This window comes from Algimonas porphyrae (genome assembly GCF_041429795.1).
GTDB lineage: Bacteria > Pseudomonadota > Alphaproteobacteria > Caulobacterales > Maricaulaceae > Litorimonas > Litorimonas porphyrae.
This window is the reverse complement of sequence record NZ_CP163424.1, coordinates 2,233,009-2,247,006: the sequence shown is the minus strand read 5'-3', so window position 1 is coordinate 2,247,006 and position 13,998 is coordinate 2,233,009. Positions and strand designations below refer to the sequence as shown.

Here is a 13,998-nt window from a genome sequence, read left to right as displayed (position 1 = left end):
GACAGTGAAAACGGTTCTGATCACAGGCGGCGCGGCCCGGCTCGGCGCACGTATTGCGCGTGGACTTGCGGCAGACGGCTGGACGGTCTGTGTCCATTACCGCACATCCGTCGCCCCCGCCGAAGCGCTGGCCGCCGAGATTGGCGGCGTTGCTGTCAAAGCCAATCTGCGTGTGCCCGCCGATGTTGCGGGTCTGATCGAAGCTGCCAGACAGTCGCTTGGCGCTCCGCTCTACGCACTCATCAACAATGCCTCGACCTTCGATCCGGATACAGCCGATGCCTTCACCAACGGCACGTTCGATCACCATATCGATGTCAATCTGCGCGCTGCCCTGCATCTGTCGCGCGACTTTGCAGCGCAGGCGCCGGGTCAGGGCGCGATCATCAATATGATCGATCAGCGCATGCTGAGCCCACGTCCGGACTTCTTCACTTACGGCGTTGCCAAGGCGGGGCTGCTCTGGGCGACACGGACAATGGCACAGGCCTTTGCGCCCGATGTCCGAGTCAATGGGATCGGACCAGGTCCGACGCTGCGCAACCACACCCAGTCAGTCAACGCATTCGATGATGAGGCCCGCTCCACGCTGCTCGGCAATGGGTCCCCGCCTGAAGAGATTGTCGGTGCGGTGAAATATCTTCTCAACGCTCGCTCCGTCACTGGGCAGATGATCGCCGTCGATGGCGGTCAGCATCTGAACTATGAGGCACCGTGATGGGAAAACGCCCCATGTTCCGCCGTCTGTCGCGCCAAGGTGTTGGATTGTCCGCAAGATATGCGAAGGGAAAAACCTCCACGCGCATCTTCGTCCGCGGATTACAGATTCAGGCCAGCATCGGTGTGCATCCGCACGAACATGAACAGACGCAGCCCGTCATTATCGATATTGAACTCGATATGGGCGACATGGCGCTGCCCGAAGAAGACCGGCTGCATGAGACGCTGGATTACGGGCTGGTTGCAGACCGGGCCGAAGCCATTGCCCTGCAGGCCCATGTGCAACTGGTCGAAACCTTGGCCGAACGGATCGCGGACTGGGCGCTGTCGGCTGATCCGCGCGTCAATCGCGTTGCCGTGTCGATCGCCAAGCCGCAGGCGTTACTGAAAGCCGATGCGGCAGGCGTGGAAGTCGTGAAAAGCCGGTGAGGCGGTCGCGTTCCCGCAATGTGCTCGGCACAGCGCTGCAGGCCTGTTCGCTCGATCCGATGACAGGCTATTTCCGGGATGGGTGTTGCGAGACGGGCCCGTCGGACCGGGGACGACATATTGTCTGTGCCGTCATGACCGATGAGTTTCTGGCCTTTTCAAAAGGACAGGGGAATGATCTGTCGACGCCCCGACCCGAGTTCCGCTTCCTTGGACTGAAGGCTGGGGATCGCTGGTGTTTATGTCTGGAACGCTGGCGCGAGGCTTACAAGGCCGACTGCGCGCCGCAGATCGTGCTGGAGGCGACCCATGAGATCGCGCTGGAAAGGCTTGAACTTTCTACACTGCGGGCATTTGCAGTGGAGCCGCTGGACTCCTAGCTTCCACCTGTGAAGCCACCCGAATCAAATGCCAAGCCGGAGCGACGGTCCGCCAAGACGGGACCTGACAGGATCAAGCAATATGTGAAGCGCCTGCCGAACAAGCCGGGCGTCTACCGGATGACGGATGAGCATGGGACGGTGCTCTATGTCGGCAAGGCCAAGGACCTGAAGAAACGCGTCACGGCCTACACGAAATATGACCGTCATCCGACGCGGCTCCGCCGCATGATCCGGGCGACGACAAATATGGAATTCGTGGTCACGGTGAGCGAGGTCGAGGCCCTGCTACTCGAAGCACAGCTGATCAAGAAGCTGAAGCCGCGCTACAATATCCTGCTCCGCGACGATAAAAGTTTTCCCTATATCCTCGTGCGGAAGGATCATCCGGCGGCGCAGGTGGTAAAACATCGTGGCGCCAAGCGCATCAAGGGCGACTATTACGGTCCCTTTGCCAGCGCGCATGCCGTCAATCGGACGCTGGACACGCTGCAGCGGGCCTTTCGGCTGCGCAATTGCTCCGACAATATCTACGAATCCAGGACGCGGCCCTGTCTGCAATATCAGATCAAGCGCTGCTCTGCGCCGTGTACCGGTGTGATCACGCTGGACGATTATGACAAGCTGGTCACGGACGCCGAAGATTTTCTCAAAGGCCGATCCGAAGCCCTGCGTGAGCGCTTACAAGGCGACATGCAGACCGCATCAAAGGCGATGCAATTCGAAAAGGCGGCGGAACTGCGTGACCGGCTACATGCGTTAGCCCGGATCAGCACAGGCTCGCTCGGGAAGATCAATCCGCGCACCTTCAGTGACGGCGACGTCATTGCAGTGCACACGGATGGCGGTCAGTCCTGCGTGCAGGTGTTCTTCTTCCGGGCGGGACAGAATTGGGGCAATAGCGCCCATTTCCCGCGCCACGAAAAGGATCAGGGTCCGGCAGAAGTGCTCGATGCCTTTATGGCGCAGTTCTATACGGACAAGCCGATTCCAAAGAATATCTTCGTCTCGCACGATCTGCCGAGCCATGATCTGATCCAACGCGCCCTGTCCGAACGGGCGGACCGGGTCATCCAGATCACGCGTCCGCAGAGGGGCGAAAAGAAAGCGTTGCTGGATACGGCGCGGCGCAATGCGCAGGAAGCGCTCGGGCGCCGCATGGCCGAGACGAAGAACCAAGCCAAACTGCTCGAAGATGTGCGCGACTTGTTCGGCATGGAGGATCTGCCCCATCGCATCGAAGTCTATGACAATAGTCATAATCAAGGCAGCAACGCCATCGGAGCCTTCATCGTCGCCGGGCCGGACGGATTTCGTAAACGCGACTATCGCACGTTCAATATAAAGGCAGCGGACGTCACGAATGATGATTTCGGCATGATGCGCGAAGTGCTGTCCCGCCGCTTTTCGCGACTGGTCAAAGACGACACGCTGGAATGGCCGGATCTCCTGCTGATCGACGGCGGGAAGGGGCAGCTCTCTGCCGTGACGGGCGTGCTGGACGAACTGGGCGTGCTGGGGCGGATCACGCTGGTTGCCATCGCCAAGGGACCTGACCGCAATGCCGGACGCGAGACCTTCTATATGAATGATCGCGACCCGTTCACCCTGCCACCGCGCAGTCCTGCCCTCTACTATTTGCAGCGATTACGCGACGAAGCGCACCGATTCGCTATCGGCACGCATCGGGCGCGCCGGAAAAAAGATATGAAAGCGAACCCACTTGATGGTATTCCCGGAGTCGGTCCGGGGCGGAAACGCGCATTATTGGCGCATTTCGGGTCAGCCAAAGCCGTCAAGAACGCGGCCTTGGACGATCTATCTCGTGTGGAGGGCATCAGCCAAAAGCTGGCGCAGCAAATTCATGACTACTTCCTTGGATAATGATGTGACAGACAACGACGCGGCAACATCGCCGAACGAGGCTGGCGGCGCGTTCGCAGACGCGCTGACGCTGGTACGATTTGCGGTCACGCCCCTCGTCATGGCGCTGATCATCTGGCAATGGCCGGATCCGCAGGTTGCCATTCTGGCAAGCTTCCTGTTTATCATCGCCGCGCTCAGCGATATTTTCGATGACTACTTCGGTGGCGCTGCCCGCAGCGCTGTACGCCGCCTCGGCTATCTGGATGATGTCGCCGATACGGTTCTGATCGTCGGCGTTCTTACCGCGCTCTCGATCGTGCTCTGGCAAAACGGCCTCTTTCACTGGGCATTTGCGGTTCCCGTCATCATTCTCATCTTGCGGGAGGTCGTGGTCGGTCTGTTCAAGGGGTATGAACTGTCGCGCTATGGCTGGCCGGATAACATTCTGTCCAATCTGAAGGCGGGTCTGTCCATGCTGGGAACCGTTCTGCTCGTCGGCGCGCCCTGGCTGACCCAGATGCTGGACCGCCTTCGCGCCGGGTCTGACAACGCCATGGCCGTCTACGATACCGTTTCGCCTGCGATCTGGATCATTGGGCAGGGCTTTCTCTGGCTCGCCATGATCGCTTCGCTTCTGTCCGGCTATAAGATCCTGACCCATATACGTGATGAGGAGGTCTCGGACCCGTGACGGATCTCGACGTCTCTGCACGCCATTCCCTGTTCTGGCTTCCCAATGCGCTGACCGTGTCGCGTATCCTGCTGATCCCGGTGTTCATTATCGGCATTCTCTCTTTGGAGTTTGGCTGGGGCAGCCCGTTCGGGCGGCTCTTCGTTCTTGGTCCACTCTTCATCATCGCAGCTTTTACAGACTGGCTGGACGGCTTTCTGGCGCGCCGATGGAACGTGGTGACGGGGTTTGGCCGCATGATCGACCCGATTGCGGACAAGCTGCTGGTCGCGGGCTGTCTGATCGCCTTCATGATCGCAACGCGCGGACACTGGATCTTCCTGATCCCGGCTCTGACCATCATCGGGCGGGATATTCTTGTATCCGGCGCCCGCGAGCATGCCGCTCTGACCGGCCGGGTCATGTCGCCGACGAAGCTCGCGAAATGGAAGACAGCTTTCGAACTGCTGGCCATTGCCGCGCTGCTGCTCTGGATCCTGTCCAAAGCCTATCTACCGATCGATAGCGTCATTCCCGACATATCCATTGTTTCCCGTCAGATCGGGCTTGTCCTGTTGTGGCTGGCGGCCATTCTATCGGCTTACACGGGCAGTCTCTATCTGCGGGATGCGATTCGGGACTGACCAGGGTCGCCACGTCCAGCAGGCTGCCCCTCACGGCGCTTTCACTGGCTCACATTTCCGAATAGGTCCGGCCCATGCAAATCCTTCTGACCAATGATGACGGCGTCCGGGCGACGGGGCTGCAAGTGCTGCGACGGATCGCGGCGGAGCTTTCGGACGATGTCTGGGTCTGTGCGCCCGACACCGAACAATCCGCCGCGTCGCGCGGAGTCTCGCTGCACAATCCGGTCCGCCTCAGACATCTTGACGACCGGGTCTATTCGGTCACGGGAACCCCGACCGATAGCGTGATCGTCGCGATGCGAGACCTGTTGGATGATCATCCGCCCGATCTGGTGCTGAGCGGGATCAATCGTGGCCAGAATCTGGCTGAAGATGTGACCTTCTCGGGCACGGTTGCGGGCGCGTTGCAGGGTATGCAAATGGGTGTTCCGGCCATCGCGCTGAGCCTGGCACGCGGCTTTCAGGGCGCGACCTCGCTGCCTTGGGAAACGGCGGAAGCGCATGGGGCCAATGTCATCCGAACGTTGCTGGATCAGGGCTGGCCGAAGCGGGTCATATTCAATGTCAATTTCCCGGATGTGGCCCCTGACGCAGTGCGCGGGGTCCAGTTCACCCGCCAGGGACATCGCGATTTTCAGATGAGCCATATCGACAAGCGCGATCATCCGCGCGGCGGCGATTATTACTGGCTGACCTATGGCGCGAAGAAGTCCAATCCTGATGCTGGGACGGATTTGCGTGCCATCTATGACGGCTATATTTCCGTTACGCCCCTGCATACGGACCTTACCCATGAGGCGACGCTCGCGCGGCTTCAGGAGTCGTGAGCTTCGACCCCCGGCTTGTCGATCTGGTCATGCGGTTGCGGTCGCGCGGGATCAGTGACGCCAACACGCTGCGGGCCGTCGAACAGGTGCCCCGCAAGGCCTTCATCGCCCCGGACCTGTTCGAACAAGCCTATGCCGACATCGCGTTGCCGATTGCTTGCGGGCAGCAGGTTAGCGCGCCGATGACGACCGCTCTGATGATGCAGGTTCTGGCCGTGACGGATCAGTCGAAAGTGCTGGAGATCGGGAGCGGCTCAGGATGGATGTCCGGCATGCTGTCGCGCATCTGTCGCCGGGTCTATGCGGTGGAACGCTATGTGTCGCTGGTCGGTGAGGCGGAAGCGACGCTGCTGGCTATGGGGTTGCGCAATGTCGAGATCCGGCACGGGGACGGTCGTTATGGCTGGCCCGGTCAGGCTCCGTTCGACCGTATAGTTCTAGGCTGTGCCGTCAGGGCCGTTCCGGACAAGGTGATGGATCAACTGGCCCCGAACGGGCGGCTCGTCGCCGTGGTGGATGGCGTTCTGACCTTGCATGAAAAGGCGCGCAAACATGTGACTGAGACCGAAATCATGCCGCTATCGCTGACCATGATCGAAGCCGGAAAGTCCAAGACGCTCTAGGCCCTGACACTATGGGCCGAGACGCTCAGGCGACGATAATGACGCCCAGATTGAACAGTATGAACAGGACGAGCAGGATGCTCAAACTGGTCTGGATCGGAAAGAGGCGCGGTAGGGTGAGCGCGGACTGGCCGTCCTGAGGCTTCACCATGGTTGCGATCCGCCGTTCGATCCGGCCCGTCAGGGTCGGGAAGATGGCAAAGAGAAGATTGAACAACAGTGTCGCCGCAATCGCTGCGATCAGCAATATCAGTGCGAGCTGGCCCATTTTGTTCTCTCCTCTACTCCGTTTCGGAACGGTGCTCCCGCGACATGAGGCGGATCATCGCATCATCAACTGACAGGTCGCCGCTGAGAATGTCAGCCAGAGCGAAACTGATCGGCATTTCGACATCATTGTCCAAAGCCAACGTCTTGAGGGCCGGTGCGGTTGCAACACCTTCGGTCACAGCGAGGCGATTTTCGAGAATATGGTTAAGACTTTCCCCCCGTCCTAGTGCCAGACCGCAGCTCATATTGCGGCTCATTTCGCTGCTGCAGGTCAATACCAGATCGCCCAGACCGCATAATCCGGTCAGTGTTTCCGGACGTGCGCCGAGCGCTTTGCCCAGACGCGTCATCTCTGCAAACCCGCGCGCCATGATTGCGGCATGGGCCGAGCGGCCGAGGCCCTTGCCCAGCACGATACCGCAGACGATGGCGAGTACATTCTTCACAGCGCCGCCAATTTCTGCGCCGATCACATCGTCCGTCAGATAGGGGCGGAAGGTCGGTGCGGCGCAGGCTTCCACTAGCTGTTCGCCGACCCGGGCATCCTCACAGGCCAGCGTCACGGCCGTCGGCAGCCCGCGGGCGACGTCGGCAGCAAAGGACGGCCCGGACAGGACGGCGGGCACAGCGTCCGGCAGCACGTCGCGCAGCACGCCCGCCATGAAGGCTCGGCTGCTGATTTCGATGCCTTTGGAACAGAGCAGGACGGGCGTTCCGGACGCGATATGCGGCGCAAATGATTGCAGGGTTGCGCGTGTGTGCTGTGCAGGGGCGACGGACAGTATGGCGTCGGATCCGGCGAGATCGGCTGGTTCCGAGGTCGCTTTCAATCGCGGGTCGAGTGGGACACCGTCAAGATAGCAGTCATTGACGTGCCGCTTGTTGATCGCATCGGCACAGTCGGGTTCGAAACTCCAGATCGTGACGTCGCGCCCGCTGCTGGATAACGTCTGCGCAAGGGCCGTGCCCCATGCTCCTGCGCCGATTACGCCGATGGTCTGGTAGCTCACGATTTCGGTCCTTTCCGGCCCGCACCCGATGCAGGCGCCTGTTTCGCCGCCTCCGCATCCAGCGGCCAGCGGGGCCTTGCGGGTGCGTTCAGAGGATCAACGTGGCCCGCCTGCAACCGTTCCAGACCCGCCTGGGCAATCATCGCGGCATTGTCGCCGCAAAACCGGAGAGGCGGAAAGATCGCGTCGAAACCCCGTTCAGCCGCAACAGATTTGAGCCCGTCTCGCAAGGTCGCGTTGGCCGCGACGCCGCCGGCCACCACAAAGCGGTAGGGGCCGTCTCGCCCCTCTGCGAACTGTGTCATTGCGCGGGCGACCCGGTCATTCAGACAATCCGCGATGGCCCGCTGAAAAGACGCCGCCAGATTGGCCTTGGCCGTGTCGGATCCGTCCGATGCCACGTAAGCCCGCGCGACTGCAGTCTTGAGCCCGGCAAAGGAAAAGTCGCAACTGTCACGGTCGAGCAACGGGCGGGGGAGCTTGACCGCATGGTCGTCGCCCTTGGCGGCCCAGCGCTCCACATTCGGTCCGCCTGGAAAACCCAGCCCCATGACCTTGGCCGTCTTGTCGAAGGCTTCGCCCGCCGCATCGTCGATGGTCGAGCCAAGGCGCGTATAATCGCCCAGTCCGTTGACAGAGAGGAGCTGGGAATGACCGCCGGACACGAGCAACAGCAGATAGGGAAAGGCGCAGTCTTCCGTCAGTCGCGGAGACACAGCATGACCTTCGAGGTGATTGATGGCGATAAGGGGCTTGTTCAGGCTGAGCGCCAGCCCCTTTGCCGCCATGAGGCCGGTAATCACCCCGCCGATCAATCCCGGTCCGGACGTTGCCGCGATACCGGTGAGGTCGGAATAGGTGAGGCCGGAGTCCTGCACGGCCCGATCGATGATGGCGTCGATTTTCGACATATGGGCGCGCGCAGCGATTTCCGGAACGACGCCGCCATAAGGTGCGTGCGCTGCGTCCTGTGAGGCCACGATATTCGACAGTAATCCGGCATCCGAGCACAGCACGGCAGCCGCCGTTTCGTCACAGCTGCTTTCAATGCCGAGCACGCGGACAGGCGCAGCCCTGTCTTGCAGAACTGGCGATTGTAAGGTGGGCTGGGATACGGCTAAAGACACCTCGCACACGTAAGGGAGGGCCACGCGCCTTGCAACCAGTCCGGCAACCGACCCGCCATATTGGCACGCGTGGCAGTCCGCTCGCACTCTATCAAGCAGAGTGGGTGCAACGGCTGTTGCGTGACCGCGATCCGGAGACGGACTGGCAGCTGCGGATCCTCAAAACGTCCGGCGATACGATTGAGGGTGAATTGAAGGACTTTGGCGGCAAGGGCCTGTTCACGCGGGAACTGGAAGAGGCGCTTCTGGATGGTCGGATCGATCTGGCCGTCCATTCGATGAAGGATGTGCCTACGGTCGGGCACGAACGACTTGTCATTCCAGCCTTGTTGCCACGCGCGGATGTGCGGGACGCTTTCATATCGGTCCAACACGCATCGATCGATGCTCTGCCCGAGGGCGCGCTGGTCGGTTCTGCCAGTCTGCGGCGTCGCGCGCAACTGGCGGCGCGGCGTCCGGATGTCCGCTTCTGCCTGCTGCGCGGCAATGTTCAGACGCGACTGCGCAAACTGGAAGAGGGAGTGTGCGATGCGACTTTCCTGGCTGTGGCGGGCCTGGACCGGCTCGGTGCGAGTGACCGAATCACGCAGGCCGTGCCGACGGATGTCATGTTGCCGGCCCCGGCGCAGGGCGTGGTCGGCATCGAAATCCGGCGCGAGGATCAGCGTATGCGCGATATGCTCGCCGGATTGAACGACAAGAGGGCCGAGCTCTCGATTACGGCGGAACGGGCGTTTCTGCGGGCGCTTGACGGCTCCTGTCGGACACCGATTGCGGCGCTGGCCGAGTGGAACGGGTCCACCCTGCAGTTTCGCGGCGAAGTCCTGTCGACCGATGGGGCGTTGCGCTTTGGTTGCGCGGATGCGCGGACCATTGAGACGGTTGGCGAGGCCTATGATTTTGGCTTCGTCCACGGCGAGGTTCTGCGGAGCGACATTGGCGGACGGATTACGTTTGACATCTAGGGTCTGGATCACACGCACACAGCCTGGTGCCACAGCCAGTGCCCGCGCCTGGGCCGAGGCGGGATTCGATCCGGTCATTGCGCCTTTGCTGAGCGCCCACCCTGTTCAAGATGCGCACGAGATTGCGCTGGACGCCCATCTGGTGTTCACGTCGGCTCACGCGGTGCGACATTGCGGCGTCAATCCGGATGATCGGCCTGTCTATACGGTGGGTGACGCGACGGCGGAGGTGGCCCGGCGCTACGGTTTTACGCAGGTCGTGTCTGCCAAGGGCGATTGGACCGACTTGCTGGCAACCATTCCGAACACGGCCGCGCCGATCGTTCACCTGTCTGGGCGGGTCGTTCGCGGCGCACTGGTTGCCGGACTGCAGAAGCGCGGCCTGAATGCGTCGCGAATCGTTGTCTATGACACCCGGACTGTGGAGGACTGGCCGCTCGACCCCGCCTCAGTACAGGCGGTCGCCTTCTACTCGCCCATGGCCGTACAGACATTTCGGGCTCTGCCCGCACGTCCGGTAAGCCATATGACAGCTTATTGTCTCAGCTCCGTCATTGCCGACGGATTAACCGGACTGACCAAAAAGATTGCCGACCGACCCGATGAGGCCGCGCTGATCGCTTGCAGCCGCGCCATTGACCCTTAAGTTAAGGACGTGACCGACTCTGATGACATCATCGTTCTGACACCGGACGAACCGGATGATTTCAGTGACACCGCGCCTTTGGCGATGCATGCGCGGCGTCCGCTCTGGCCGTTTTTCCTGGGCGGGGGGCTTCTGCTGGGTTTCGTGATCGCCATGGGTGTGAGCTGGTATCTGCGCCCTGCGGACATGAATATCGCACCGCTCGAAGCCGAGATCGAGACGCTGCGAACGGAATTGGCGTCCTTGCAGACGCAGGAACCCGTCGCGGCCCCGACGGTGGACCTCGGTCCCGTGACGCGGCGCATTGCGGCGCTGGAGGCCCGGCCTGTGGTCGATCCGCTCAACGAAGAAATCGTCGCCCGTCTCGAAGCCTTGCAGGCGGACGGGTTCGAAATTCCGGATATGCCTGAGATGCCGGATATTGATGCGCTCAATACGCGCATTGCTGCGCTCGAAACATTGGTTGCAACGCTGGATGCAAGGATCAGCGCAGGATCGCCGACGGTTGCAGTCAGCGACATCGCTGCCATCGACCCGGACAGCCTGCCGCGTTTTCCCGCCGATCGCCTCCGTGAGGGCGCGCAGCAGCTGTCGGGCAGTGGATTTTTCCGCCGAACTTTTTCGCGTCATGTGCGTCTGAAAGGCTCGAACGATCCCGAAACTTTGATTGCGGGTATTGAAACCGATCTGGCTAACGGTAAGGCGCAGGCGGCGCTGAACAAATTCGACCGCCTGCCGCCCCGGCTGCAATCATTGGCGCGCGGCTGGCGCGCCGATATGGAGGACGCCCTGCCATGATGAAATATCTCGTCGCGTTTCTGGTGTTTATCGTCCTGCTGGCGGCCATGCTGCTCTATGTCGGTGACGATGCAACGCTGTTGCTCAGCTCTACTTCGGGCAAGCCGCCTTTCGCCTTGCCCCCCATGGAGCTAACCTGGCAGGCCGTTATCCTGTTCGGTACGGCCTTCATCGTCGCAACCATCACGCTTTGGTCGGTCTTACTGTGGATCTGGCGGCTGCCACGCAGACTGAAATCCGGGGTCGGGATGCGTAAGCGCAACCGCGCCATCGATGCGATGGAAGATGCGCTGATCGCTGGTGCGGAAGGCGACATGGACCGCGCGCGTAAAGCGTCTGCGCGCGTCAGGGATCTGACCGGATCAACGGATCTGGGTCGGATTATCAGCGCGACCGCAGCAGAAGCTTGCGGCGACCATGAAGAAGCCGTGGCGCATTATACGGCGATGATGGATAGCGACAAGACACGCCCGACGGCGCAGCGCGGTCTGGCGCAATCCAAACTGGCCACCGGCGATCTTCCAGGTGCCGTCGAGGCGGCGCGCGACGCCTTCGATCAGAATCCACGGGCACGCTGGGCGTTCGATACGCTGTTCAAGGCATTGGTTGCAGATTATCGCTGGACCGAAGCTCGCGACGCGTTGGACAAGGGCAGGGCAGCCAAACATGTCGATGGCAGTCTATATGATCGTCGTAAGGCCGTGCTGCTGACGGCTGAGGCGGATTACTGGCTCGACAATGGGCAGCATGACAAGGCCTTGCAGCTGGCGCAGGCTGCGTTGAAACATGCAGCCGACTTCGCTCCCGCAGCCGTGATTGCGGCCTATGAGCTGGCGCGCGCAGGTGGACAGAAAAAGGCGGCGTCATTGCTGGAACGGGCCTGGGCGAGCCATCCTCACCCGGCCTTGGCGATCGCCTATCTTGACCTCTATCCAGGGGAGAGCGTTGAAACGCAGGGCGGACGCATCGACCGCTTCATCGCACCGGAGCCCGATCACCGCGAAGCACGCCTGCTGCGTGTATCCCATTATCTGCGCGCCGGAGATCCGGTCGAAGCGCTCTCCATCCTGTCGCCTATGCTGGAAGAAGAGACGCCGACGGCGCGGCTCTGCCTGCTCGCTGCCGAAGCCGAACGCGTGCTGGGCAACCGGGTCGACGCGGCGCTCTGGACCGAACGCGCCGCAACCGCCGCGCATGAGCGTGACTGGTCCGATCTCGATCCGGACGGACCCGGGTTCGATTATGAACCGCAGGATTGGCGACGTCTGATTTTCTCCTTCGGCGATACGGGAGAGCTGGTTCATCCGCGCGGCGACCGTAGCAAGGCCGTCCGCCGTCCAACCCCTGATCCTGAGCGCGACCCGCTGCGTCTGGCAGGGCCTGACGAGTCAGCTCAGGATGATGAGGATGACGATCTGGCCCGCCGCTTCGACGATCTGCTTGACGGGTCGGGCGAAACGGAGCGAGACTGACGAATGCGACTTGCAGGCCTTTGAGCAGGTCGCTATAGCGCCGCCTCGCCAAGGCTGCCGTGCCGCATTAGCTCAGCTGGTAGAGCATCACATTCGTAATGTGGGGGTCGGGTGTTCAAGTCACCCATGCGGCACCAGCCTGGCGATATCGTCTTCTGCGAGCGCACAATACAGGTCTGTTTCTGTCGTGCAGCTCAGATTTGACAGCCGACCGACCGCGCCTAAGGTGTCGCCTGTTCGTTGACGGGAGACGGGACGATGATGCGTTTGAGCTTACTCTTATCTGCGATGTCGCTATTGGCGACGCAGCCAGCCCTTGCACAGGACGAAGCCGCTCCTGAGCTCTCGCGCGGGGCGGCACTTGTCGCTGCGAACAGTTTCGCGATGGACCGGGACGGAGATGTCTGGAGCGGCGCGGGTGTCGCGCGTCTGAGCAGCGATATGGATGATGCGCGCTATCTACTGATTGCCGAGCCGCATAATATGCGTGATGTGAATGCGTTCACAGGATGGGCCTACAACCATTTCTCGCGAGAGGCGGGCGTTAATCGTCTGGTTATCGAACAGGATCCTGTGCTCGTATCTCAGCTCGAAGCCATGGCTGAAGTGCTGGACCGGGACACATTTTTCGGCTTCGCGGCGCAGAATTATTTTTCGCTCCACTTTTTCACCGATAGCGAACTCGACCTGATCTACGATGTAGCGCGCAGCGACATGGGCGGTCTGCCGAATCTGTGGGGTGTCGACCGGGCGCTGGGCGTGATGCCTTCGCTCAAAGTCATGGCGGAGATCACCGAAGATGGTGCAGAGGCAGCACTCGTATCCGAAGCGCTCGACATGGCAGCCGCACATAATGGCGCCATCGATATTCTCAGCGACCCACAGGGTGCGCCGCAACGTCGCTTCATGACGCAGGACAATGCGCAGTTCGATGCGATCTTGGAAAAGCTGGCCGCGTCGGAACAGGTTGAACTGGCGAAGCTCGCCAAGACCCTGATGATCAGCCGCTCGAACATTCGCGACTACGAAATCGATCATGGCGGTGCAGCGTGGGGCTATTCGAACAATGCCGAACGCGAAGAGCTGATGAAACATAATCTGTCGCAGCATTTGGCCGGCGACGGCGACATGCGATCCAAGGCGATCGTCAAGATGGGCGGCTGGCATGTGTCGAACGGACATTCGCCTAATCGCCTGTCGACTTTGGGCAATGCAATGGACGGACTCGCGACGCTAGAGGGTAGCGACGCCGTTTTCATGACGATCCTGGCGGTAAACCGTCCGGGCGTGTCCTATTCGATTACCGACAATGATGATTACGATATTTTCGACAGCGTCGCGGATCCGGACGCAACCGTTCTGGTCGATCTTCGGGCCCTTCGCGACGATCTCTATGCCGGTAACATCAAGGTCGAACCGTCGGTTAGCAAGATGATCTACGGCTATGATTATGCGCTACTGGTTGGCGGTCTCTCAGCTGGCGGCTATGATCGGCTCTTCACGATTGCCAGTCAGGGTTTACAGTAAATCAGGGCGCTGCGGCAATAA

Annotated in this window: 15 protein-coding genes, 1 tRNA gene and 1 pseudogene; 14 read left to right on the top strand and 3 right to left on the bottom strand. The window is 61.0% G+C overall.

Features of this window, described 5'->3' with window-relative positions:
• Window position 1: 1 nt before the first annotated feature.
• The 8 genes and pseudogenes from AB6B39_RS10930 to AB6B39_RS10895 form a co-directional block, all read left to right on the top strand.
• A pseudogene (locus AB6B39_RS10930) lies at window positions 2-718 on the top strand (SDR family oxidoreductase); the annotation flags it as partial.
• Entirely contained in the window at window positions 718-1,149 is a 432-nt protein-coding gene (gene folB / locus AB6B39_RS10925) for a dihydroneopterin aldolase (RefSeq protein WP_284370452.1), read from the top strand. The pseudogene AB6B39_RS10930 and the gene folB, both read left to right, overlap by 1 nt.
• Window positions 1,146-1,529 carry a DUF2237 family protein gene (locus tag AB6B39_RS10920; RefSeq protein ID WP_284370454.1) on the top strand — a complete coding sequence of 128 codons (384 nt, stop codon included), beginning with the start codon at window positions 1,146-1,148 and terminating at the stop codon, window positions 1,527-1,529. Before folB ends, AB6B39_RS10920 begins: the two co-directional genes overlap by 4 nt.
• Before the next feature lie 9 nt (window positions 1,530-1,538).
• A complete protein-coding gene (uvrC, locus tag AB6B39_RS10915) occupies window positions 1,539-3,413 on the top strand; it encodes an excinuclease ABC subunit UvrC (protein WP_284370456.1) in 1,875 nt (624 codons plus the stop codon).
• 4 nt (window positions 3,414-3,417) lie between these two features.
• On the top strand, window positions 3,418-4,086 hold the full coding sequence (locus tag AB6B39_RS10910) for a CDP-alcohol phosphatidyltransferase family protein (RefSeq protein WP_284370458.1): 669 nt from the start codon (window positions 3,418-3,420) through the stop codon (window positions 4,084-4,086).
• Complete coding sequence (gene pgsA, locus AB6B39_RS10905) at window positions 4,083-4,709, top strand: CDP-diacylglycerol--glycerol-3-phosphate 3-phosphatidyltransferase (protein ID WP_284370460.1); 627 nt, start codon at window positions 4,083-4,085, stop codon at window positions 4,707-4,709. Before AB6B39_RS10910 ends, pgsA begins: the two co-directional genes overlap by 4 nt.
• Before the next feature lie 74 nt (window positions 4,710-4,783).
• On the top strand, window positions 4,784-5,539 hold the full coding sequence (surE, locus tag AB6B39_RS10900) for a 5'/3'-nucleotidase SurE (protein ID WP_371398573.1): 756 nt from the start codon (window positions 4,784-4,786) through the stop codon (window positions 5,537-5,539).
• Window positions 5,536-6,162: a protein-L-isoaspartate(D-aspartate) O-methyltransferase gene (locus AB6B39_RS10895; RefSeq protein ID WP_284370463.1), complete on the top strand. Its 627-nt coding sequence runs from the start codon at window positions 5,536-5,538 to the stop codon at window positions 6,160-6,162. The genes surE and AB6B39_RS10895 overlap by 4 nt, the downstream gene beginning before the upstream one ends.
• A gap of 25 nt (window positions 6,163-6,187) precedes the next feature.
• Here AB6B39_RS10895 and AB6B39_RS10890 read toward each other — a convergent pair whose 3' ends face one another.
• Genes AB6B39_RS10890 through tsaD form a run of 3 tightly spaced genes read right to left on the bottom strand, consistent with a single transcriptional unit; the run spans window position 6,188 to window position 8,527 of the window.
• Window positions 6,188-6,430 carry a hypothetical protein gene (locus AB6B39_RS10890; RefSeq protein ID WP_284370465.1) on the bottom strand — a complete coding sequence of 81 codons (243 nt, stop codon included), beginning with the start codon at window positions 6,428-6,430 and terminating at the stop codon, window positions 6,188-6,190.
• A 13-nt stretch (window positions 6,431-6,443) separates the two neighbouring features.
• Entirely contained in the window at window positions 6,444-7,445 is a 1,002-nt protein-coding gene (locus tag AB6B39_RS10885) for an NAD(P)H-dependent glycerol-3-phosphate dehydrogenase (protein ID WP_348520159.1), read from the bottom strand.
• Entirely contained in the window at window positions 7,439-8,527 is a 1,089-nt protein-coding gene (gene tsaD, locus AB6B39_RS10880) for a tRNA (adenosine(37)-N6)-threonylcarbamoyltransferase complex transferase subunit TsaD (RefSeq protein WP_348520160.1), read from the bottom strand. The genes AB6B39_RS10885 and tsaD overlap by 7 nt, the downstream gene beginning before the upstream one ends.
• 71 nt (window positions 8,528-8,598) lie before the next feature.
• Here tsaD and hemC point away from each other — a divergent pair, with 71 nt between their 5' ends.
• The 6 genes from hemC (at window position 8,599) to AB6B39_RS10850 (ending at window position 13,977) form a co-directional block, all read left to right on the top strand.
• Window positions 8,599-9,534, top strand: coding sequence for a hydroxymethylbilane synthase (gene hemC, locus AB6B39_RS10875; protein ID WP_284370471.1), 936 nt, complete (start codon window positions 8,599-8,601; stop codon window positions 9,532-9,534).
• Entirely contained in the window at window positions 9,524-10,180 is a 657-nt protein-coding gene (locus AB6B39_RS10870) for a uroporphyrinogen-III synthase (RefSeq protein ID WP_284370473.1), read from the top strand. Before hemC ends, AB6B39_RS10870 begins: the two co-directional genes overlap by 11 nt.
• Window positions 10,181-10,189: 9 nt before the next feature.
• Window positions 10,190-10,978, top strand: a complete 789-nt coding sequence (locus AB6B39_RS10865; protein ID WP_284370475.1) for a hypothetical protein — start codon at window positions 10,190-10,192, stop codon at window positions 10,976-10,978.
• Window positions 10,975-12,450, top strand: a complete 1,476-nt coding sequence (locus tag AB6B39_RS10860) for a heme biosynthesis protein HemY (protein ID WP_284370477.1) — start codon at window positions 10,975-10,977, stop codon at window positions 12,448-12,450. The genes AB6B39_RS10865 and AB6B39_RS10860 overlap by 4 nt, the downstream gene beginning before the upstream one ends.
• Window positions 12,451-12,511: 61 nt before the next feature.
• A tRNA-Thr gene (locus tag AB6B39_RS10855) sits at window positions 12,512-12,587 on the top strand.
• Window positions 12,588-12,708: 121 nt separating this feature from the next.
• Window positions 12,709-13,977: a hypothetical protein gene (locus AB6B39_RS10850; protein ID WP_284370478.1), complete on the top strand. Its 1,269-nt coding sequence runs from the start codon at window positions 12,709-12,711 to the stop codon at window positions 13,975-13,977.
• Window positions 13,978-13,998 lie beyond the last annotated feature (21 nt).

Excerpts from the sequence above, each read along its gene's own strand:
- AB6B39_RS10890 (WP_284370465.1), bottom strand. The coding sequence starts at position 6,430 with ATGGGCCAGCTCGCACTGATATTGCTGATCGCAGCGATTGCGGCGACA.
- folB (WP_284370452.1), top strand. The coding sequence starts at position 718 with ATGGGAAAACGCCCCATGTTCCGCCGTCTGTCGCGCCAAGGTGTTGGA.
- AB6B39_RS10850 (WP_284370478.1), top strand. The coding sequence starts at position 12,709 with ATGATGCGTTTGAGCTTACTCTTATCTGCGATGTCGCTATTGGCGACG.
- surE (WP_371398573.1), top strand. The coding sequence starts at position 4,784 with ATGCAAATCCTTCTGACCAATGATGACGGCGTCCGGGCGACGGGGCTG.
- AB6B39_RS10860 (WP_284370477.1), top strand. The coding sequence starts at position 10,975 with ATGATGAAATATCTCGTCGCGTTTCTGGTGTTTATCGTCCTGCTGGCG.